The organism is Sphingomonas sp. BL-S-05 (genome assembly GCF_055521695.1).
The window spans coordinates 3,720,486-3,742,236 of the sequence record NZ_CM145499.1; the positions used below are offsets into that span (position 1 = coordinate 3,720,486).

Here is a 21,751-nt window from a genome sequence, read left to right on the forward strand (position 1 = left end):
CCGGATAGACCCCGCAGCGAAGCCGCCCAAATAAAGAAGACAATTGTCTGACATGTCGTCCCGCGGTAAGGGGCGTGACAACGTTGTCGGCAGCAAGCCGACGACGACCGGAGGGGGCGGCGATGCGCGGATGGGCGGTGGCACTGGCTGCATGGGCGCTGGTCGCAGGCGCGGCGGCGTCGGCAGCGCCGGGCGAGGTGCCCCGGATCGAAAGCCGCAATGGCCGCCACGCGCTGATGGTTGATGGTGCGCCGTTCCTGATGCTGGGCGTACAGGCCAATAATTCGAGCAACTATCCCGCCATGCTGCCGCAGGTGTGGCCGGTGGTCGAACGGCTCCACGCCAATACGCTGGAGATCCCGGTCGCTTGGGAGCAGATCGAACCGGTCGAGGGGCAGTTCGACTTCAGCTATCTCGACGCGCTGTTGCCGCAGGCGCGCGAGCGGGGCGTCAAGCTGGTGCTGCTGTGGTTCGGGACGTGGAAGAATACTTCGCCCGGCTACGTCCCGGCATGGGTGAAGCGCGACAATGCGCGGTTCCCGCGGATGCGGACGAAGGACGGCAAGACGCATTATGCGCTGTCGCCGCATGCGCCCGCGACGCTGGCGGCGGACCGCAAGGCGTTCGTCGCGCTGATGCGCTATCTGAAAGACAAGGATACCGACAACAGCGTCATCATGGTCCAGCCCGAGAACGAGGTCGGGGTGTACCAGCAGGGACGCGATTATTCGCCGGAGGCCAACCGGCTGTTCGCCGGACCGGTGCCGTCGAAGCTCGGCAAGAAGGGTACGTGGGAGCAGGCCTATGGCGTGGGGGCCGAGGCGGCGTTCAACGCCTGGTACACCGCGCGCTATATCGACGCGATCGCGGCGGCGGGAAAGGCGATCAAGCTGGTACCGATGTACGTCAATGCGGCGGTCGGCGACCCCTTTGCCGCGCCGGGCAAGTCGGGCGGGGCGAGTGGTGGCCCCGACTGGCAGGTGATCGACGTGTGGAAGGCGGCGGCGCCGCATATCGATGCGGTCGCGCCCGACCTCTATGGCCGTGACGGCAAGAACTACCTGAAATTCCTCGACCATTATGCGCGCCCCGACAATGCGCTGCTGGTGCCGGAGACCGGCAATGCCATGGATTTCGCGCGCTTCCTGTGGCCGACGTTGGGGCGCGGCGGAATCGGCTGGGCGCCGTTCGGGATGGACGATACCGGCTATTCCAACCATCCGCTGGGCGCGGTGACGCTGGACGCGGCGACGCTGGATGCGTTTGCGCGACCCTATGCGTTGCTGAAACCCATGGCGCGCGGCTGGGCGAAGCTGGCCTATGCCCATCCCGGCTGGGGGACGGCCAAGGGTGCGCCCGACGCCGAACAGACCCGGACGATGGGTCGGTGGCAGCTATCGGCCAAATATGGCGAATGGCAGTTCGGATCGATGGATTCGCCATGGCTGAAGGCCGCGCCGCCGCCGCATGCAGCACAGCCGGTCGGCGGCATGGCCGTCCTGCACCTCGCCCCCGACCAGTTTCTGGTCACCGGCACCGACATTCGCGTCAACATCGACCTCGCCGACAAGAGCAAGGGCGAGACCGCGATGTTGCTGAAGGTCGAGGAGGGGACGCTGGCCGACGACGGCAGCTTCGTGATGCGCCGCGTGCTGAACGGCGACCAGACCGATTACGGATTGAATTTCACCGCGCAGCCGATGCTGCTGCGCGTAACGATGGGGACGTATCGCTGATGAAGACGCTTCGCTGGACGCTGTTGTCGCTGGCCCTGTCGGTTTCGACCCAGGCACTTGCCGCCGAAGTGGCGAAGGTGCCGGGCGGGGTGGTGGTGACCCCCGATGCGGGGTCGGCCAAGCGGGTGCGGGTGCTGGTCTATGGCCCCGACCGGTTCCGGGTGACGGCGGTGCCCGACGCCAGCCTCGACATGCCCGACAGCCTGATGGTGACCGCGAAGCCGGCGGGCGACTTCACCGTGCGGCAGACGGCGCGGACGGTCGTGGTCAAGACCGCGGGCGGATCGGCCGAGATCGACACCGATGACGGGCAGGTCCGCTTTCGCGATGCTGCCGGCAAGCTGACGCTGGAGGAAGCGCCGCGCGCCGCATTCACCCCGCGCAGCGCCGGGGGCGAGCGGTTCGTGTCGATCCGCCAGCAGTTCAACCGCGGGACCGACGAAGGATTCTACGGTCTGGGTCAGCATCAGAACCGGCAGATGAATTACAATGGCGAGGACGTCGAACTCGCCCAGCACAATATGGACATCGGCATCCCGTTCGTCGTGTCGACGAAGAACTATGGCGTGCTGTGGGACAATAACGGCATTACCCGCTTCGGCAATCCGCAGCCCTACAAGCTGGTCGGCGAGGGGATGCAGGTCCGCTCGGGCGGGCAGGCCGGATGGCAGGCGCAATATTATCTGGGCGACCGGCTGGCGGTGACGCGGCGCGAGCGGACGATCAACTATCAGTTCATCAAGGATCAGGCGAACTGGCCGGCAGAGGCCAAGGCGCAGACGGTCGCCGCGACCACCGGACAGAATACCGCCGGCAATGCGGTGCAGACGCAGAAGGTGGTGTGGACCGGCACCGTCACGCCGAGCACGACCGGCGTCCAGAAATTCCGCCTCTATTCGTCGAGCTACGTCAAGGTGTTCGTCGACGGGAAGGAAGTGTTGAACCGCTGGCGGCAGAACTGGAATCCGTGGTTCCATAATTTCGATCTGCCGATGACCGCCGGCAAGGCGGCGGAGGTTCGGATCGAATGGGAGCCGAATGCCGGCTATATCGCGCTGTTCCAGAATGATCCGTTGCCGCAAGCCGATCGCCATTCGCTGTGGTGGTCGTCCGACGTCGCCCATGCGCTCGATTATTATTATGTCGGCGGACAGGATATGGACGGCGTGATCGCCGGATATCGCGCGCTGACCGGCAAGGCGGCGCTGATGCCGCGCTGGGCCTATGGCTTCTGGCAGAGCCGCCAGCGCTACAACACCCAGGCCGAGGTCGAGGGCGTCGTCGCCGAATATCGCAAGCGCGGCCTGCCGCTCGATAACATCGTGCAGGACTGGTTCTATTGGCCCGAGGATCAATGGGGCTGCCATTGCTTCGACCCGGCGCGCTTTCCGCAGCCGCAGAAGATGGTCGATACCGTCCATGGCCAGCAGGCGCGGATCATGATTTCGGTGTGGCCGAAATTCTATCCCAACACCAAGAATGCCGAGGAACTGAACGCCAAGGGCTATCTGTATCAGGGCAATCTGATCGCGAAGGAACGCGATTGGGTCGGCAAGGGCTATTTCAACACCTTCTACGATCCCTATGCCCCCGAAGCACGCGCGATCTATTTCCGGCAGATGAAGGACGCGCTGGTCGACAAGGGCTTCGACGCGTGGTGGATGGACGCGACCGAACCGGACATCCATTCGAACCTGTCGATCGAACAGCGGATCGAGCGGATGGGGCCGACCGCTGAAGGACCGGCGGAGGAATTCTTCAACAGCTATCCGCTGGTCCATGCCGAAGGGGTCGCCGATGGCCTGCGCGTCGCCAAGCCCGATGTGCGGCCCTTCATCCTGACCCGCTCGGGCTATGGCGGCATCCAGCGTGCCAGTGCGGCGCTGTGGTCAGGGGACGTCGCGTCGCGCTGGGACGATCTGCGCGACCAGATTTCGGCCGGGGTGAACCTGTCGATGTCGGGCATTCCCAACTGGACGCACGATATCGGCGGCTTCGCGGTCGAGGATCGCTATGCGAAGAAGGATCCGGCGCATCTGGCCGAATGGAAGGAACTGAACCTGCGCTGGTTCCAGTTCGGTGCGTTCAGCCCGCTGTTCCGCAGCCATGGCGAGACGCCGTATCGCGAAATCTATGAACTGGGCGCCAGCGACCCGGCGCTGTACGACGCGCTCGCGAAATATGATCGGCTGCGCTACCGGCTGTTGCCCTACATCACCTCGCTTGCGGCCGAGACGTGGCATCGCGACGGGACGATGATGCGCGGACTGGCGATGGACTTCACCGCCGACCGCAAGAGCTGGGGCATCGACGACGAATATATGTTCGGGTCGGCGTTCCTGGTGGCGCCGGTCACGCAGTATCGCGCGACCAGCCGGTCGGTCTATCTGCCCGCCGGGGCGGACTGGTACGACTTCACGACCGGTGCCTATCTGAAGGGTGGGCAGACGATCACCGCCGCCGCACCGATGGCGGTGCTGCCGCTCTATGTCCGCGCCGGATCGATCGTGCCGACCGGGGCGGCGGTGCAGTCGACCGCCGAGAAGCTCGATGCGCCCTATGTGCTGCATGTCTTTACCGGCAAGGACGGTGCCTACACGCTGTTCGAGGATGACGGCCTTACCGAAGGCTATCGCAAGGGGCAGTCGTCGCAAATCCCGCTGACATGGAACGAGGCGACGAAGACGCTGACCATCGGTGCGCGCAAGGGCAGTTTCCCGGGCATGGCGGCGAAGCGGGCGATGTCGGTGCGCTTCCACACGCCGGGGACGGCGGTGGCGCCCGACTTCGCCGACAATGCGGCGACGGCGTTCGTGTATGACGGGCGGGAGAAGACGTTGCCGCTTCGGTAACGTCCGTATCCCCGCCTACGCGGTGGTACGGTGGCGAATGGTGGCGGAGAGGTTGTATGGCGGACGAAAAACGGGTGGCATTCGGGACGCTGGACGGCGCACCCGCAGAGGCGATCGAACTCGGTGCGGGCGGGCTGTCGGCGCGCATCCTGCCGTTCGGGGCGACGTTGCAATCGCTGTGCGTGCCCGATCGTGACGGGGCGGTGGCCGATATCGTGCTGGGGTTCGACGACGTCCAATCCTATCGCGACCGGCCGTCCTGGTTCGGGGTGACGGTCGGGCGCTATGCCAACCGGATCGCCGGCGGGCGGTTCAGCCTCGACGGCCAAAGCTACGACCTCGAAACCAACAACGCGCCCAACCATCTGCACGGCGGATCGGACGGGTTCGATCAGCGGCTGTGGGACGTGGCGGAGATTGGCAGCGACGCCGACGCGGCATGGGTGCGCCTGACGCTGACCAGCCCCGATGGCGATGCCGGCTATCCCGGGGAGGTAACGGCGGGCGCGACCTACCGGCTGACGTCGCAGGCGCTGACCATTGAATATGACGCGACGACCGATGCGCCGACCGTCGTCAACCTGACCAACCACGCCTTTTTTGACCTAAGCGGGCGCGGCGAGGCGTTGCGCCACCAACTGACGATCGAGGCGGACGCGTTTCTGCCGGTCGATGCGACGTCGATCCCGACGGGGGAGCAGCGCGCGGTGGCGGGCACGCCGTTCGATTTCCGCACCCCCCATGCGATCGGTGAGCGGGTGCGCGACGGACGCGACGACCAGATCGCGATCGGGCGCGGCTACGACCATAATTTCATCGTGCGCGGGGAGCCGGGGACGCTGCGTCCGGCGGCGGTGCTGGCCGACCCGGAGTCGGGCCGGACGATGACGCTGTCGATCACCGCGCCGGGGCTGCAACTCTATTCCGGCAATTTCCTTGGCGGGGCGGAGCCGGGCAAGGGCGGACGGCTGTACCGACAGGGCGATGCCGTATGTCTGGAGCCGCAAGCCTATCCCGACACGCCGAACCGGCCGGATTTTCCGTCCGCGCGACTTGACCCGGGCCAAAGGTGGAACAGCATTATACAATTTGCGTTCTCTGCCCGGTGACCATTTGTACCGCAGCGCGACGAACGTTTGTTGCGCGGCGCACAACCGTGCTTGACGAAAACGTTTGCGTTTGCGAACGACCTTAATCCTATGAAGCACCCCCTTCTCCTCGCCGCCACCGCTGCGGCCTTCGCCCTTTCGGCCTGCGGTCAGTCGCAGCCGGAGCAGCTCGACACGCGCGCGCCCGATCCGCTGGCATCGCAGCTCGCCAACCGTGCCCCGGTGGAACTGCCCCCGCCCGTCAAGGCGAGCGTGACGTTCCGCTGCAAGGATAACAGCCTCGTCTATGTCGACTTCTTCGAAGGCGACACGCAGGCGAATTTCCGCACGAAGCAGGGCGAGATGCCCGTCCGCCTGAAGGCCGAGGAAAAGGGCAAGCCGCTGACCGCCGAGGGCGGCTACAGCCTGACCGGCACCCCGAAGTCGATCACCCTGACCCAGCCGGGCAAGGGCGCGCAGGCCTGCAACGCCTGATCCAATTACCGATGGCGGCTCCCTTCCGGGCCGTCGTCGTGACATGAGCCTGACGGCCGGCGGAGCGATCCGCCGGCCGTTTTCTTGTGCGGGGGCACCGCGCGCGATCAGCTTTGTGGTCTTCATCCACCCCGTGTCGCGCCGACCGTCATCCCAGCGAAGGCTGGGATCTCCGCGTGATAGCGCGGGGCAGGTGCCGCGCGAGGCCCCAGCCTTCGCTGGGGCGACGTTTCGTTGTGACGGGGTGTAGGGCGCCAGCCGACGCTACTCTCAATATTTCACCCGCGTCGCGCGCAGCTTGTAGCGCTTGAGCGCGTCCTGCACGCTGCCGGTGCCGGCAAGGTGCCCCGCGCCGACCGCGACGAAGACCGTGCCGGGGCGCTTCATCCTTTCCTCGATCCACTTGGCCCAGCGGGCGTTGCGGTCGGTCAGCAGGACGCGGCGCAGTTCGGGCGAGACGGTCATGTCCTCGTTCATCGTCGCGGCGAGCGCGGCGGGATCGCCCTTTGCCCATTGGTCGACCATCTTGTCGATCTGTTCGCCCGCGGTCGGCAGTTCCTTGATGGTTTCGCTCAAGAAAGTGACCTGTGCGGCGTCGGACAGGGTATCGAAGAATCCGAATTGCTGTTCGAGCGTCTCCAGCCCGGTGACCGGCTTGCCCGCGACTTTGGCCGCCTGCGAAATCGTCTGCTCGGCGCCGCTTTGCGGGTCATAGCCCTGCTTCTGCAGCGTCACGAGCGTCAGCGTCGAGGCGGCGAACCACGGATCGAGCTGTTCGAGCGCACCGGCCGGCAGTCCGGCATCGGCGACCGCCTTGGCATAGGCATCGCGTTCGGCGGCGGGCAGTTTCTCGCTCAGTTTCGGGCCGGTCACGTTGACCGCCGACTTCATCACCGCCGCCTGCGCCTGTTCGGGGGTCGGCATCGGGATTTCGAGGACCACCTCGTTCGATTTGTCGAACGCGGTCTTCACCGCCTGATCGAACCACGACAGGCCGGGTTTCAGGACGTGGATCGTCCCGAACAGATAGATGGTCGTGTCCTTGTCCTTGACCACCCACAGCGCCGGATCGGCGTCGCGCGGTGTTGCGGCGGCGGTGTCGGCGGCGGGGGTTTCGGCAACCGGGGCCGGTGCGGTCTGCGCCATGGCGGGCAGGGCGGTCATCAGGCTGAACGCGGCGCCGAAGCGCAGCAGGATCGAGGACATCGGCGTCTCCACAGGGCCGGCGGACCGGCGGTGGCGCCTGCATAGCAGCGGCGCTTCGCATGCGACAGGCCGCAGGAACGGACGCGGCAGACGCTTCGTTCAACGATCCTCTCCGCCCTGTATCGGGGCCTTGCCGGGAACTCCGCTATGCCGAACACCACCGCCGCCCCCGATCGTCCTGACCGGGGGGAGCATGCGATCGGGCCGATCGCGGCACGTCTGGCGGTGGAACTCGGCAAACGCCCGATACTGTTCGTGGCGAGCGACGAGACGCGCGCCGCAGCGATCGCGGCGGCATTGGCCGCGTTCGCGCCGGGGGCGGATGTCGTGCACCTGCCCGCCAGCGACGCGCTGCCCGGGGACGATGCGCCTGCTTCGCCCGGCAATGCCGGTGCACGGGTCGCGGCGCTCCGACGGTTGCGGATGGCGTCGGCGACCAAGCGGCGCGTCGCCTGCATCACCGCGCCCGAGGCGACGGCGCTGCGCATCGCGACGCCCGAGGATTTCGATGCCGCGCCGCCGGTGCTGCGGATCGGCGATGCGATCGACATGGCCGACTTCGCCGAACGCGCGGTGGAGCTCGGCTATGTCGTCGACGACCGGGTCGATGAACCGGGCGAGGTCGCGGTGCGCGGCGGCGTGGTCGACATCTTCCCCGCCGATGCGATCTGCCCGATCCGGGTGACGGTGACCGATGGCGCGATCACCACGATCCGCAGCTATGATCCGGTGACGCAGCGCGGCGACGCCGATCTGGGCGAGGTGACGATCGGTCGCGCTGCCGAGCCGGTGACGACCAGGGGCGTGTCGCTGCTCGACCATCTGCCCGAAGCGGCGGTCGCGATGGACCCCGATGCCGAGCGGCGGCGCGCGCGGTTCCTCGACCTTGCCGAAGATGCGACGCGGCGGCGGCGACGCGATGCGGCGACGCTGGTCGATCGGCAGGCTTGGGAGGATCTGCTCAAGGCGCGTGACCGGATCGACTTGCCGGCGGATGCCGCGCCGCCGCCGCGCTTCGTCACTCACCGGGCGCCGGCCCGCGCGTTCGGCAAGTTCGCGCGCGAGGTGCTCGATGGCGGGCGGCTGGTACTGGCGGGCAGTCCGCGCGACCTGCGGTTCCTGCGCAAGCGGCTGGCGACGCTCGGCCGGACCGAGCCGGTGACGATCGAAGCGTGGGACGAGGCGGTGCGCGCCGAACCCGGAACGGCGATGCTGCTGACCGCGCCGATCGATCGCGGTTTCGTGGCGGACGGGGTGACGGTGGTCACCGGCGGCGACCTGCTGGGCGGACGGGCGCGTGGCGACGAGCTGGCGGCGGCGAGCGCGAATCCGCTGTTCGCCGAAGCGGGCGAGCTGCGGGTGGGCGACGTGATCGTGCATGAGGAGTTCGGCATCGGCCGCATCGTCGGGCTGGAGCAGTTGCCGGGCGAAGAGGCCGGCGACGCGATCGTGCTGGAATATGCGAAGGGTGCGCGGCGGCTGGTGCCGGTGACGGAGGCCGACCGCATCTGGCGCTATGGCGCGGATGGCGATGCGGTGACGCTCGACGCGCTCGACGGGTCGAGCTGGCAGAAGCGTCGCGGCGCGATCGACGCGGCGATCGCCGAAAGCGCGCGCGAACTGGCGGCGATCGCGGCGGCGCGCGATGCGATCGAGGTGGCGCCGATCGAGGCGGATATCGCCGCCTATGAACGCTTTGCTGCGGGATTTCCGTTCACCGAGACCCCCGACCAGGCGCGGGCCATCGCCGCTGCCCGCGCCGATCTGGCGGCGGGGCGGCCGATGGACCGGCTGGTGATCGGCGATGTCGGCTATGGGAAGACCGAGGTGGCGTTGCGCGCCGCCGCGATCGCCGCGCTGTCGGGGCGGCAGGTCGCCATCGCCGCGCCGACGACGGTGCTGGTGCGCCAGCATGTCGAAACCTTCCGTCGCCGGTTCGAAGGGACGGGGATCGAGGTCGCCGGGCTCTCGCGTCTGTCCGATGCGGCGGAGAAGAAGCGGGTCAAGGCGGGACTGGCCGACGGATCGATCGGCGTGGTCATCGGAACGCAGGCGGTGGCGGGCAAGGGCGTCGCGTATCGCGACCTTGCGCTGGTGGTGATCGACGAGGAGCAGCGCTTTGGCGCGAAGGACAAGGCGAAGCTGCGCGAGCTGTCCGACCATGTCATGACGCTGTCGGCGACGCCGATCCCGCGCACGCTGCAAAGCGCGCTGATCGGGTTGCAGCAACTCTCGGTTCTCGCCACACCGCCGGCGCTGCGCCAGCCGATCCGCACCGCAGTGACCGAATTCGACGAGGTGACGGTGCGCACCGCATTGCTGCGCGAACGGACGCGCGGCGGGCAAAGCTTCGTCGTCGTGCCGCGGATCGAGGATATCGCACCGCTGGAGGCGCGGCTGCGCAAGCTAGCGCCCGAACTGACGCTGACCGTCGCGCATGGCAAGATGCCGGCGGCGGAGATCGACGCGGCGATGGTTTCCTTCGCTAACGGCGAAGGCGACGTGCTGCTCGCGACCAACATCATCGAGGCGGGGCTGGACGTGCCGCGCGCCAACACCATGATCGTCCACCATGCCGACCGCTTCGGCCTGTCGCAGCTGCACCAGCTGCGCGGGCGCGTCGGGCGCGGCGGGCGGCGCGGGCAGATATTGCTGCTGACCGATCCCGACCATGCGATCGCCGAGGCGACGCTGAAGCGGCTGCGGACGTTGCAAGCGTTCGACCGGCTGGGCGCGGGCTTCGCGATCAGCGCGCGCGACCTCGACCTGCGCGGGGCGGGCGATCTGGTGGGGGAGGCGCAGGCCGGCCATATGAAGCTGATCGGCATCGACCTGTACCAGTATCTGCTCGGTCGCGCGCTGCGCGCGGCGCGGGGCGAGGTGGTCGACCGGGTGGTGCCCGAACTGCATCTGGGCATTGCCGGGCGGTTGCCCGAGACGTGGATCCCGGAAACCGAGGTGCGCCTGGTCCTCTACGGCCGTCTGGCACGAATCGAGGAGGAGGGCGTGCTCGAAGCGTTCGAGGAGGAACTGGAGGATCGATTCGGCGCCTTGCCCGAAGAAGCGCAGTTGCTGATCGATCTGGCGCGGATCCGGTTGCTGGCGCAGGCGGCGGCGGTGACCAAGGTCGATGCCGGGCCGGCGGCGATCGCGCTGACGCCGCAGGGCAGCGGCGCGTTGCCCGATGTCGACGGGCTGACCGAGAAGAACGGGCGCTGGATCGTGCCGGCGCGGATCGACGATGCCGGCGAGCGGTTGACGAAGGTGCGCGACGTGCTGGAGACGGTGGCCGCCTGAAACCGCTGGCGTCGGCCCCGTTCCTGTCGGATGTTGCGGGGATGAAAGCGATCTTCATCACCGGCGGCGGGTCGGGTATCGGGCGGGCGGTGGCGCAGTTGTTCGCCGCGCGCGGCTGGCGGATCGGGCTGGCCGACGTGAATGCGGCCGGGCTGGCGGAGACGGCGGCGTCGCTGCCCGGCGGCGCGGCGACCTTCGTGTTCGACGTGACCGACCGCGCCGCATGGGATGTGCCGCTTGAGCGTTTTGCCGGGGACGGCGGGATCGACGTGCTGTTCAACAATGCCGGGATCGCGGCAGGCGGCGTCTTTGCCGAGATGACGCCCGCCGCGATCGAACGGACCATCGCCGTCAACCTGACCGGGGTGATCCATGGTGCGCATGCGAGCCACCCGTTTTTGAAGGCGAACGGTGGCTGCCTGCTCAACACCGCGTCGGCGGCCGGAATCTACGGGACGGCGGGGGCGGCAGTCTATTCGGCGACCAAGTTCGGGGTGCGCGGGTTGACCGAAGCGCTTGACGGCGAATGGGCGGCGGACGGCATCCGCGTGCGCTCGCTGATGCCGGGGTTCATCGACACGCCGCTGCTCGACGCCTCGCTGGCCGGAAGCAATTACAACGTCCGGCAACAGGTGCGCGCGGCGGGGCTGGAGTTCACGCCCGTCGAGGTGGTGGCGCAGGCGGCGTGGGATGCGGTCCATGGCGACGCCATCCACACACCGGTCGGCCCGACCGCCAAGCGCATGCGCTTCGCCGCGCGGTGGATGCCGGGGAAGCTGCGGCAGCAGATGAGGCGGCGGTAGTATGTGACCTAGTCATCCCCGCCTTCGCGGGCATGACGCTTCCCCTACTCCACCAGAGCGTCGATTGCCTGTGCCATGTCGATGTCGCGGTCGGACAGCCCGCCCGCGTCATGCGTGGTCAGCAGGATGTCGACGCGGTTGTAGACGTTCGACCATTCGGGATGGTGATCGGCCTTTTCGGCCAGCAGCGCGACCTGCGTCATGAACGCGAACGCCTGCGAGAAATTGTCGAAGGTGAAGCTGCGGACGATCGCGTCGCGCCCCGCATCATGGTCCCAGTCGGGCAGGCCATCCAGCGCATCGGCGCGTTCGGCTTGGCTCAGCGGTTCCATCGTCCCTCCCTTGTCTCTCGATCGCGATGGCCTATTGCTTGGGCCATGTCCGATCAAGCGCGAACCGCCCCGAGTGCCGCCGAGATGGAAGCGTTGGCGCGCGCCGCGCTCGCCCGCATTCCCGAACCGTTCGCCGGCCACCTGTCCGACATCGTGCTGCTGGTCGAGGAATTCGCCGATGACGAGACGCTGGCGGCGATGGAGATGGAGCCGTACGAGCTGACCGGCCTGTATCATGGCAGTCCGGTCGGTGAGAAATCGATGTTCGACGGGGTGCGCCTGCCCGATCGCATCCATCTGTATCGCCAGCCGCTGCTCGCCGAATGGTGCGAGACCGGCGTCGATCTGGGCGACCTGATCCGGCATGTCGTGGTGCATGAGGTCGGCCATCATTTCGGCCTGTCCGACGACGATATGCACGCGCTGGAAGCGGCGGATTGAGCCTGCTGACGTTCGATCGGGTGAGCGGCGCGCGGGGACGGCGAATGCTGTTCGCCGACCTGTCGTTCGATCTGGGCCCAGGCGACGCGTTGCTGGTGCAGGGGCCGAACGGGGTCGGCAAGTCGACGCTGGTGCGGATCGCCGCCGGGCTGTTGCCGCCCGCCGACGGCAGCGTCACGCGCTGCGGGGCGGTGGCGTTGTTGAGCGAGGCGGCGGCGCTCGATCCGCAACTGCCGCTGACGAAGGCGCTGAGGTTCTGGGCCGGGCTGGATGGCGCACGCGATCGGGTGGATGCGGCATTGGCGGCGATGGGAATCGGGGCGCTGGCCGAGGTGCCGGTGCGGATGTTGTCGACCGGGCAGCGTCGCCGCGCGGCGATCGCACGTGTGGTGGCCGCCGACGCCCCGATCTGGTTGCTCGACGAGCCGGCCAATGGCCTCGACGTGGCATCGCTCGAACGGCTGGAGGCGGTGATCGCCATACGGCGCGCCGGGGGCGGGGCGGTGCTGGTCGCCAGTCATGTGCCGGTCGCGTTGCCGGGGGCCGGGGTGGTGACGCTGTGATCGCGCTGATCGTCCGCGAATTGCGAATCGCGTGGAGCGGGGGCGGGCTGCTGCTGCCGGTCGCTTTCTTCCTGCTGGTCGCGACGCTGTTTCCCTTCGCGATCGGACCGGATGCGGCACTGCTCGCGCGGATCGGCGGCGGGGTGGCATGGGCGGCAGCGTTGCTGGCGGCGCTGCTTCCGATCGAGCGGCTGGTCGCGCCCGATGTCGATAGCGGCGTGGTCGATCAACTGGTCGTGCGCGGGTGGAGCGACAGCGGCATCGCGCTGGCCAAGACGGTCGGCCACTGGCTGGGCTTTGCGCCGGCGGTGATGCTGGCGGCGGGGCTGTCGGCGGCGTTGCTGGGGATCGATGGCGCCACGTTGCTGATGCTGGAGGCGGGGTTGCTGATCGGCACGCCGGGGCTGGCGGCGCTGAGCGTCGCGACGGCGGCGCTGGTCGCGGGACTGCGCGGCGGGGGCGCGGTGGCGGGGCTGGTCATGCTGCCGCTGGCGTTGCCGATCGTGATCTTCGGGGCGGGGGCGCTGGAAGGGGGTGTGGGCGCGATGAAGCTGCTCGCGGCGACCAGCCTGTTGCTATGTGCCGGCGGACCGATCGTGGCGGGAGCGGCGATGCGGATCGGGCGAACGTAAATCCTCCCCGCAGAGCGGGGAGGATCCTTAAGTGTTACGCCACCGCGCAAAGATCGCCGTCGGCAGGGTCAGTCCGCGCGTTTCCTCGCGCACGCCGAGTTCGCCGCATTCGACCGTGCCGCCGAGATCGCCCAGCGACTGGCGCAGCAACTCGCCGATCGCCAGCGCCGACATGCGCACCGCATACACCGTCAGGAACAGGAAGCGCGACTCGTTGTCGAGCAACTGCCGGCAATCAGCGATCAGGCCGGGGAGATGCTCCTCCAGCTTCCACACCTCACCATTGGGGCCACGCCCCCATTTCGGTGGATCGAGGATGATGCCGTCATAGCGCCGTCCACGCCGGACCTCGCGCGCGACGAACTTCGCGGCGTCCTCGACCAGCCAGCGGACCGGTTTGTCGGTCATGTCCGACAGCGCGGCATTGGCGCGCGCCTGTTCGACCGATTTCTTCGACGCATCGACATGGACGACGCGTGCCCCCGCCGCCGCCAGCGCCAGCGACCCGACGCCGGTATAGCCGAACAGGTTCAGGCATTCGGGATCGCTCGCCCCGTCCAGCCGCCCGCGCATCCAGTCCCAGACCGGCGCCATATCGGGGAAGAAGCCGAGATGCCGGAACGGGGTGTTGCTAGCCGAAAAGCGCACCTCGCGCCACGTCAGCGGCCAGTCGCGCGGGGGTTGCTTGAAGAACTGCCAGCGCCCGCCGCCATCCTCGTCCGATCCGGGCACGAATTCGCCATGCGCGTCCCAGTCGGCCAGCGCGGGTGCCCACATCGCCTGTGGTTCGGGCCGGATGAAGCGATACGGGCCATAGCGTTCGAGCTTGCGACCATGGCCGCAGTCGATCAGCCCGTAATCGCCCCAGGGTTCGCCGATAAGCGCGATCGGGTCCATTATGCGCGGGGCGTCGCCCGTTCGGCGATCCACGCGGTTACGGCGTCGAACGTCGCGGGGAGGGTGACATAGCGTTCCTCGCGATCGAACAGGTCGCCGACGCGCGGCGGCAGCGCGGCACGGGTGCCGATCGCGCGTTCGACCGCTTCGGGGAATTTGGCCGGATGCGCGGTGGCCAGCGTCACCATCGGCGCGTCGATGCCGCTGTCGAGGGCGGCGGCAAGCGCGATCGCGGTGTGCGGGTCGATCGTCTGCGCGGCATGATCGCACGCCCAGCGCATCGCCTGTGCCATGCGATCGCCATCGACGCGCGCGCTGACGAACAGCGACGCCGCGCCCTGCTGCTGCGCATTGGTCAGTCGCATCGCCCGGCTGGCTTCGAACCCGCGCATCTGCTCACCCAGCGCCACGCCGTCGCGCCCGCCAAGGTCATAGAGGAGCCGTTCGAAGTTCGAGCTTACCTGGATATCCATCGACGGCGTCGCGGTCGGGGTGACCTGCGCGCTCGAATAATCGCCGTTGGTCAGCGCGCGGTGGAGGATGTCGTTGACGTTGGTCGCGACGATCAGCCTGGCGATCGGCAGTCCCATCTGTGCCGCGACGAAGCCCGCGAACACATCGCCGAAATTGCCGGTCGGCACCGAAAAGGCGATCGCCTTGTCCGGTCCGCCCAGCCGCACGGCGGCGTAGAAATAATAGACGACCTGCGCCATCAACCGCGCCCAGTTGATCGAGTTCACCGCCGACAGGCGGAAGCGACCCGAGAAGCCGGGATCGTTGAACATCGCCTTGACCAGCGCCTGCGCGGTGTCGAAATCCCCTTCGATCGCGATGTTGTGGACGTTGGGCGACAGCACGGTCGTCATCTGCCGCCGCTGCACGTCGGATACGCGGCCCGCCGGGTGCAGCATGAAGATGTCGATATGCTCGCGGCCCGCCACCGCGTCGATCGCCGCCGATCCGGTGTCGCCACTGGTCGCGCCGATGATCGTCAGCCGCTCGGTCGTGCCGGTCAGGAAGCGTTCGAAGAACAGGCCGAGCAGCTGCAGCGCCACGTCCTTGAACGCCAGCGTCGGGCCGTGGAACAGTTCGAGCAGCCACTGGTCATGATCGATCTGGACCAGCGGGGTCACGGCCTTGTGACTGAACCGGCCATAGGCGGTCTCGCACAGGTCGAGCAACTCGGCCTCGCTCAGCGCGTCGCCGACGAACGGGGCCATGACCTTCGCGGCGGTCTCGGCATAGCTGAGACCAGCGAGCGCGCCAATTTCTTCGCGCGTCAGGGTCGGCCAGGCGTCGGGCAGATACAGGCCGCCATCGCTGGCCAAACCGGCCAGCGTCGCGCCGGCGAAGTCGAGATCGGGCGCATGGCCCCTGGTGCTGACATACCGCATGGGCGTGCGGTTAGCGGCTGCGACGGCGAAGTGCCAGCAAGTATATGATGACCGCGGCCAAGGCGAAGGCGAACCACTGGATCGCATAGGCGAGGTGATTGTCGGGCAGGCTGGCGGGATCGGGGCGGTGGCTGGGTTTCAGGCCGGGGGCGGGGGTGTCCGCCACGATCATCGGCGCGGGTGGCGTGACGCGGCCGGTCATGCGGTCGAGCAGGGTCGGCCCGCCCGGTGCCTGGCTGAGCGTACCCGCCACCGCGCCGCCGGCCCAGACCGGGCGCAACTTCGGATCGGGTGCGACGCCGAGATCGACTCGGAAGCGTTGACCGTTCGGACCGGTGCACGCGGCGATGTGGCGATAGCCCGAACTGCCGTCGACCGCGCGGCCGGCACCCATCGTCCAGTCGCCGACCCGCGCGCAATCGGCGGTAACGCGCGCGAACAACAGGTCGTCGGTGATCCGCGTCGGCAGCGGTTGCGCAGGGCGATCGAGATTGGCGCGGGCATGGGCGATCAGCGCCGCCTTTTCCGCGCGGCGCTGCAACTGCCACACGCCCAGCGCGACCATCGCCGCGACCGCCAGCAGCACGATCAGCGTCGGCAGGATCGGCAGGCGTTTCACGGGCGCGGGTCGATCCGGCCTTCGCGCGCGCCGCGCTTATATTCGAGGGCAATCAACATGCCCTTGGCGATGCGCAGGCTGCCGACCACGCCCAATATGGTCAGCGGTACCCAGAGCAGCACATGCACCCACCATGGCGGACCGGCGGCGAGTTCGAGCCAGATGGCCAGGATGGTGATGATCGTGCCGATGCCCAGCGTCAGGAACGCCGCCGGGCCGTCGCCGACATTGAACGCACCGAAATCCAGTTCACAGGCCGAACAGCGATCGGCAAAGGCGACGGGACTGCGGAACAGGGTCGGTGCGGCGCAACGCGGGCACAGGCCGCGCACGCCGCAGTCGAAGGGCGCGGGACCGCCTGCGCCCGGTTGGTCGGACATCAGCCGCCGTGGATCGGCGCGCCCCAGCCGCCCCATACATAGATGACGACGAACAGGAACAGCCACACCACGTCGACGAAGTGCCAATACCATGCGGCCGCTTCAAAGCCGAAATGCTGCTTCGGGGTGAAGTCGCCTTTATAGGCGCGGATCAGGTTGACGGCGAGGAAGATGGTGCCGACCAGCACGTGGAAGCCGTGGAACCCGGTCGCCATGTAGAAGGACGCGCCGTAGTTCAAACCTTTGAACGGCATCGGCGCATGAATATACTCATAGGCCTGGATGCAGGAGAACAACGCGCCGAGGAGGACGGTCAGCCACAGCCCCTTCTTGACCCCGTCATTCTCCCCCACGCCGATCGCGCCCCACAGGCCCTTCAGCGCACCGCCGCGCTGGTTATGGATCAATGCGTGATGCGCCCAGGTCACCGTCGTGCCCGACAGCAGCAGGATGAAGGTGTTGAGCAGCGGCAGTTCGAAGGCGTTGAGCACTTCGAGGCCGGCGGGCGGCCATTGCGCGGCGACGGCGGTATTGCCCGCCTCGATCAGCGAGACGCCGTCCTCGTGATTATACTGGATCGCGGCGGGGAAGAGCGAGAAGTCGAACCACGACCAGAACCAGCCGACGAAGAACATCACTTCGGACGCGATGAACAGGATCATGCCGTAGCGCAGGTGCAGTTGTACCACCGGCGTATGGTCGCCCGCCTTCGATTCGCGGATCACATCGGCCCACCAGAAGCCCATGCAGGCCAGCGTCGCGATCAGTCCGGCGCCGAACACGAAGCCGCCGAGCGGCGCCTCGTTCAGATACATGACGCCGCCCGCCGCCATCATGAAGGCGGCCATCGAACTGGCGAGCGGCCAGATGCTGGGGGGCAGGATATGAAAATCGTGGTTCTTCGCGCCTGCCATCATCCGTCCCTAAGCTGTTCGCGCCTTTTGCGGAGCGTGTTTGCGCGCGATCCTAGCTCTTCGTCGCGCCCGAATCCACCGGGTAAAATGTGTAGGACAGGGTGATCGCGCGAATGTCCTTCGCGTCCGGATCGTCATGGATCTTGGGATCGACGAAGAAGATGACCGGCATCCGCACCTTCTCGCCCGCCTGCAGCGTCTGCTGGGTGAAGCAGAAGCACTGGATCTTGGTAAAATATTTGCCCGCTTGGGATGGCGTCACGTTGAAGGTCGCGGTGCCGGTGACCGGGCGACCCGACACGTTCTTCGCCGTGAAGAACGCCATGTCGCGCGCGCCGATATCGACGGTTTCAGAGGCGCGTTCGGGCTTGAACTCCCAGCCGAGCGCCGGATTGACGTTCGCGTCGAAGCGCACGACGACCTTGTCGCCGATACCGCCCGGCGCCTGTTCCCCGCGCTGAGTGGTGCCGTTGAACCCGGTCACCTGACAGAACATGCGGTAGAGCGGCACGCTGGCGAAGCCGACGCCGGTCATGCCGACCACCGCCGCGACCGACAGCAATGCCACGCGCAGATTGCGGGTCACGTGCCCATCCCCGCCTGAATCTTGACGATGGTGATCGCGAACAGCAGCAGCACGAACGCGCCGAGCAGCCATGCCATCACTTTCGCCCGTTCGCGCTGCCGCGCGCGGATACGGTCGTCCTGTTCGCTCATGCCAACATCCACCGGTCGGCGACCAGCGCGCCGAACATCGCAAAAAGATACAGGATCGAGAAGGCGAACAGCCGCTTTTCGGGCTTCATCCGGTCGTCCTGTCCGGTCGAACGCAGCGCGACCTGTACCGCCAGCAACCCGAAGGTCGCGGTCAGCAGGCAGGCGGCGATGCCGTAGATCGCGCCGGTCAGCCCCAGCGGCCACGGCGCCACCGCGACCGCCGCCATCGGAATGGTGTACAACCCGATCTGCGTCCGCGTCGTCCGCTCGCCCGCCACCACCGGCAGCATCGGCACGCCGGCATTGGCGTAATCGGTCTTCACGAACAGCGCGAGCGCCCAGAAATGCGGCGGCGTCCACAGGAAGACGAGGCAGAACAGTAGGAACGGCAGCAGCGCGACATCGCCGGTCGCCGCCGCCCAGCCGATCAGCGGCGGAAACGCCCCGGCCGCCCCGCCGATGACGATGTTCTGCGGCGTCCGGCGCTTGAGCCACACGGTATAGACCAGCACGTAGAACAGGATCGACACGGTCAGGATCGCAGCGGCGGCAAGGTTCACCGCCAGCCCCATCAGCACGACCGAAAAGATCGCGAGACCCACGCCGAAATGCAGCGCCGATTGCCGGTCCATGCGCCCGGCGGGGAGCGGACGACCCTGTGTCCGCTTCATCTTGGCGTCGAGGTCGGCCTCATACCACTGGTTGAGTGCGCCGGCGGCACCCGCGCCGAGGGCGATGCACAGTACGGCGGTGAAGCCGATCACCGGATGGATCGCGACCGGCGCGGCGAGCATGCCGCACAGCCCGGTAAAGACGACCAGCGTCATCACCCGCGGCTTGGTAAGGGCAAGGAAATCGCGCCAGTCGGCGGGCAGGGTGATCGTCTGCGCGGTCATCGCCGCCCTATATCGGGTTGTGGCGGCGGGGGAAAGCGTCGCCCACCTGTCATTCCAGTCGTGGCCGGAATGACAGGGCAGGGCGGGCGGAACGCCTTACCGGAACTTGCCCGACAGCGAGACGCCGATGATCCGCGGATCGTTGAACACGGCGGCCATGTAATTTTCGATCACGCCCTTCAGGTTCTTTTCGTTGGTGATGTTGCGCGCGAATACCGACAATTCCCATGCGTCCGACGGCGGGGCGTAACCGATCTTCAGGCCGCCTTCGAAATTGCCGTTCGCGGTGAATTCGCGCGCCCGGTACAGGGTGAACTGCGTATAGCCCTGCAAATTCCAGTCGGTGGCGATGAACACGCGGGCACCGTCGTTCAGCGGCTGGTCCCAACGTGCGGTCAGGTCGAGCGTATATTCGGGTGCGTTGGGCAGCGGTTCGCCGTCGATCGGGACAACGAAAATGCTGCCGATCTGGCGCGGCAGGGTGTCGAGCGTGCAAACCACCCGACCATTGAGTGCGCAGACCTGCGCATAGACGCGCTTGTCGCGGATCGCCGAATGCAGCCAGCTACCGCCCAGACCCAGCGTCAACTGCGGCACCGGCTTCCAGTCGAGCTCGGCCTCGACGCCGTACGCCTGTGCCTTGTCGGCATTGAACAGCACGCCGTTGCCGTTCGAATCATTGCCGTTCAGCTGGATATCCTTGACCCGGTAGCCGAACACCGTGGCGTTCAGGCGCAGCGTGTTGTCGATCAGGCTGCTCTTGAACCCCGTTTCGAACGACAGGATCGTTTCCGAATCGGCGGTGGTGAAGTCGGCGTTGAATACCGCCGAGCGCCCCTGGATCGTCGGCCCCCGGAAGCCGCGGGCGACGCGCGAATACAGGCTGAAGTCGTCGCTCGCCTTGTACAGCAGACTCACGTCCCAGCTCGGCTCGGTCGACGACAAGCGGACGTCGGTGCGCCCGAGATAGGTGACGACGTTGGCGGCGGTGTTGGCGGTCTTCACCAGCCGGGTGCGCTTCGTATCCTCGGTAATGCGCGCGCCGGCGGTCAGCGTCAGCTGATCGGTCAGGTCGTAATGCGCCTGTCCGAACGCCGCCCACGACGTGTTGACGTCGCGCAGCCGCACCCAGTTGTTGGGGTTGCGCGCCGCGGTCGTCAGGAAGAAGCCACGCTGGTAGAATTCGGTGACGTCGCGATTGTCGAAATAGAAGCCGCCGACCTGAAAGCCGAACGGGCCGGTGCCGGTCGAGGCGAGGCGGATTTCCTGCGACCATTGGTCGAGGTCGCGGATATTGCCGCGGCTCTGGCCGAAGCCGTTGGGGACGCCATTGACCGGGAACAGCGCGGCAGCGCCGCCATCGGTGTCGCCCCGGCTCGATCCGCTGGTCGTTTCATAGGCTGTGATCGAGCTGAGCGTCACCGGCCCGAAATCGAACGCCATCCGCGCCGATGCGCCATAGGTGTTATAGGCCTGCGGATTGTTGCCGCCTTCGTCCAATGCCACGCGGTCGCGCGGTTCGGCCGACACGTCGTTCGACCCGCGCTTCAACGCTGCACGATGGAAGATGGTCGAGGTGCCTTCATACCAGCGGGCATGGCCCGACAGGTCGATGGTGACCGCATCACTCGGCTGCGCACGCACCTGTACGCGCAGGTTGCGGTCGTCGAAGCCGCCCATCGCGTCCTTCTTGGGCGTCTGGGTATTGTCGGCGCTGAACCCGGCATAGGTGTTGTCGACCCAGTCGTCGCGGTGCTGGACCAGCGCCGATACGCGCACCATCAGCCCATCGGCGATCGGCCCACCGACCCCGGCATCGAAGCTGGCGCTGTTATAGGTGCCGTACGATGCCTGTGCCCGGCTCTGGAAGGTCGCGGTCGGGCGGATCGTGTCGAACTTGATGATGCCGGCGGTGGTGTTGCGGCCGAACAGCGACCCCTGCGGTCCGCGCAGCACCTCGACCTGGGCCACGTCATATACCGGGTTCGACTTCAGCACGACATGCTCGAGGATCACGTCGTCCTGGATGACGGTCACCGGCTGCGACGCGCCAAGATAGAAGTCGATATTGCCGAGGCCCCGGATATAGAAGCGCGGGAAGATGCGGCCGGTCGTCGTTTCGGCATACAGGCCGGGGATGCGCCCTGACAGCGACAGCAGCGTGTCCTCACCGCCCGCCTGGAACTGGCGCAGATCGTCGCCGGTCGCGACACCGACCGACAGCGGCGTGTCCTGCAACCGCTCCTCGCGCCGTTCGGCGGTGACGACGATATCGTCGAGTCCGGCCTCGGGTTCGGCGGGTTCGGTCTGTGCGAATGCCGGCGTGGCGAGCGCGATCAGTGCGGCGCTGGCGAGCAGCGGCAGGCGAAAATGCATGTCGGTTCCTTCCCTGTGACGGGTGGATCCGTTGCCGCACCGCCACCCGCGTTCCCCCGAACCCGGATGGCCAAGTGACTGTACGGCAGGGCGGACCACCCCCGGCGGGCGCG

At 67.3% G+C, this 21,751-nt stretch carries 20 protein-coding genes; 9 read left to right on the forward strand and 11 right to left on the reverse strand.

Annotated elements, in window-relative coordinates:
- Positions 1 to 122: 122 nt before the first annotated feature.
- The 4 genes from ACZ1JS_RS17270 to ACZ1JS_RS17285 all read left to right on the forward strand — a co-directional run bounded on the left by ACZ1JS_RS17270 (position 123) and on the right by ACZ1JS_RS17285 (position 6,171).
- On the forward strand, positions 123 to 1,736 hold the full coding sequence (locus ACZ1JS_RS17270; RefSeq protein WP_465167110.1) for a DUF5597 domain-containing protein: 1,614 nt from the start codon (positions 123 to 125) through the stop codon (positions 1,734 to 1,736).
- Positions 1,736 to 4,588 carry a glycoside hydrolase family 31 protein gene (locus tag ACZ1JS_RS17275; protein WP_465167111.1) on the forward strand — a complete coding sequence of 951 codons (2,853 nt, stop codon included), beginning with the start codon at positions 1,736 to 1,738 and terminating at the stop codon, positions 4,586 to 4,588. The genes ACZ1JS_RS17270 and ACZ1JS_RS17275 overlap by 1 nt, the downstream gene beginning before the upstream one ends.
- 56 nt (positions 4,589 to 4,644) lie before the next feature.
- Positions 4,645 to 5,697, forward strand: a complete 1,053-nt coding sequence (locus ACZ1JS_RS17280; protein ID WP_465167112.1) for an aldose epimerase family protein — start codon at positions 4,645 to 4,647, stop codon at positions 5,695 to 5,697.
- 90 nt (positions 5,698 to 5,787) lie between these two features.
- The gene (locus ACZ1JS_RS17285; protein ID WP_242119293.1) at positions 5,788 to 6,171 is read left to right on the forward strand and encodes a hypothetical protein; all 384 of its coding nucleotides are present in this window, start codon (positions 5,788 to 5,790) and stop codon (positions 6,169 to 6,171) included.
- A gap of 270 nt (positions 6,172 to 6,441) precedes the next feature.
- Here the strand turns inward: ACZ1JS_RS17285 and ACZ1JS_RS17290 are convergent, their stop codons facing one another.
- Entirely contained in the window at positions 6,442 to 7,377 is a 936-nt protein-coding gene (locus ACZ1JS_RS17290) for a TraB/GumN family protein (protein WP_465167113.1), read from the reverse strand.
- Between the two features lie 147 nt (positions 7,378 to 7,524).
- Here ACZ1JS_RS17290 and ACZ1JS_RS17295 point away from each other — a divergent pair, with 147 nt between their 5' ends.
- Together ACZ1JS_RS17295 and ACZ1JS_RS17300 are read left to right on the forward strand one after the other, a co-directional pair.
- Positions 7,525 to 10,674: a helicase-related protein gene (locus ACZ1JS_RS17295; protein WP_465167114.1), complete on the forward strand. Its 3,150-nt coding sequence runs from the start codon at positions 7,525 to 7,527 to the stop codon at positions 10,672 to 10,674.
- A 41-nt stretch (positions 10,675 to 10,715) separates the two neighbouring features.
- A complete protein-coding gene (locus tag ACZ1JS_RS17300) occupies positions 10,716 to 11,477 on the forward strand; it encodes an SDR family oxidoreductase (protein ID WP_465167115.1) in 762 nt (253 codons plus the stop codon).
- 44 nt (positions 11,478 to 11,521) lie between these two features.
- Here the strand turns inward: ACZ1JS_RS17300 and ACZ1JS_RS17305 are convergent, their stop codons facing one another.
- Positions 11,522 to 11,809: a 4a-hydroxytetrahydrobiopterin dehydratase gene (locus ACZ1JS_RS17305; protein ID WP_056456550.1), complete on the reverse strand. Its 288-nt coding sequence runs from the start codon at positions 11,807 to 11,809 to the stop codon at positions 11,522 to 11,524.
- A 45-nt stretch (positions 11,810 to 11,854) separates the two neighbouring features.
- Between ACZ1JS_RS17305 and ACZ1JS_RS17310 the strand changes: the two genes are divergently transcribed.
- Genes ACZ1JS_RS17310 through ACZ1JS_RS17320 form a run of 3 tightly spaced genes read left to right on the forward strand, consistent with a single transcriptional unit; the run spans position 11,855 to position 13,445 of the window.
- A complete protein-coding gene (locus ACZ1JS_RS17310) occupies positions 11,855 to 12,250 on the forward strand; it encodes a metallopeptidase family protein (protein ID WP_465167116.1) in 396 nt (131 codons plus the stop codon).
- Positions 12,247 to 12,813: a heme ABC exporter ATP-binding protein CcmA gene (gene ccmA / locus ACZ1JS_RS17315; RefSeq protein WP_465167117.1), complete on the forward strand. Its 567-nt coding sequence runs from the start codon at positions 12,247 to 12,249 to the stop codon at positions 12,811 to 12,813. Before ACZ1JS_RS17310 ends, ccmA begins: the two co-directional genes overlap by 4 nt.
- The gene (locus ACZ1JS_RS17320) at positions 12,810 to 13,445 is read left to right on the forward strand and encodes a heme exporter protein CcmB (protein WP_465167118.1); all 636 of its coding nucleotides are present in this window, start codon (positions 12,810 to 12,812) and stop codon (positions 13,443 to 13,445) included. The genes ccmA and ACZ1JS_RS17320 overlap by 4 nt, the downstream gene beginning before the upstream one ends.
- A gap of 27 nt (positions 13,446 to 13,472) precedes the next feature.
- On the opposite strand, the gene ACZ1JS_RS17325 is transcribed toward ACZ1JS_RS17320, so the two are convergent.
- The 9 genes from ACZ1JS_RS17325 to ACZ1JS_RS17365 form a co-directional block, all read right to left on the reverse strand.
- A complete protein-coding gene (locus ACZ1JS_RS17325) occupies positions 13,473 to 14,342 on the reverse strand; it encodes a class I SAM-dependent methyltransferase (protein WP_465167119.1) in 870 nt (289 codons plus the stop codon).
- Entirely contained in the window at positions 14,342 to 15,736 is a 1,395-nt protein-coding gene (gene thrC, locus ACZ1JS_RS17330; protein ID WP_465167120.1) for a threonine synthase, read from the reverse strand. Before thrC ends, ACZ1JS_RS17325 begins: the two co-directional genes overlap by 1 nt.
- A 10-nt stretch (positions 15,737 to 15,746) precedes the next feature.
- Positions 15,747 to 16,355: an SURF1 family protein gene (locus tag ACZ1JS_RS17335; protein WP_465167121.1), complete on the reverse strand. Its 609-nt coding sequence runs from the start codon at positions 16,353 to 16,355 to the stop codon at positions 15,747 to 15,749.
- On the reverse strand, positions 16,352 to 16,735 hold the full coding sequence (locus ACZ1JS_RS17340; RefSeq protein ID WP_465167122.1) for a DUF983 domain-containing protein: 384 nt from the start codon (positions 16,733 to 16,735) through the stop codon (positions 16,352 to 16,354). The genes ACZ1JS_RS17335 and ACZ1JS_RS17340 overlap by 4 nt, the downstream gene beginning before the upstream one ends.
- Entirely contained in the window at positions 16,735 to 17,649 is a 915-nt protein-coding gene (locus ACZ1JS_RS17345) for a cytochrome c oxidase subunit 3 (RefSeq protein WP_465167123.1), read from the reverse strand. Before ACZ1JS_RS17345 ends, ACZ1JS_RS17340 begins: the two co-directional genes overlap by 1 nt.
- A 52-nt stretch (positions 17,650 to 17,701) precedes the next feature.
- Complete coding sequence (locus tag ACZ1JS_RS17350; RefSeq protein ID WP_465167124.1) at positions 17,702 to 18,235, reverse strand: cytochrome c oxidase assembly protein; 534 nt, start codon at positions 18,233 to 18,235, stop codon at positions 17,702 to 17,704.
- Positions 18,232 to 18,366, reverse strand: a complete 135-nt coding sequence (locus tag ACZ1JS_RS17355; protein ID WP_440487744.1) for a hypothetical protein — start codon at positions 18,364 to 18,366, stop codon at positions 18,232 to 18,234. The genes ACZ1JS_RS17350 and ACZ1JS_RS17355 overlap by 4 nt, the downstream gene beginning before the upstream one ends.
- Positions 18,363 to 19,262: a heme o synthase gene (locus ACZ1JS_RS17360; protein WP_465167125.1), complete on the reverse strand. Its 900-nt coding sequence runs from the start codon at positions 19,260 to 19,262 to the stop codon at positions 18,363 to 18,365. Before ACZ1JS_RS17360 ends, ACZ1JS_RS17355 begins: the two co-directional genes overlap by 4 nt.
- A gap of 96 nt (positions 19,263 to 19,358) precedes the next feature.
- Positions 19,359 to 21,638: a TonB-dependent receptor gene (locus ACZ1JS_RS17365; RefSeq protein WP_465167126.1), complete on the reverse strand. Its 2,280-nt coding sequence runs from the start codon at positions 21,636 to 21,638 to the stop codon at positions 19,359 to 19,361.
- Positions 21,639 to 21,751 lie beyond the last annotated feature (113 nt).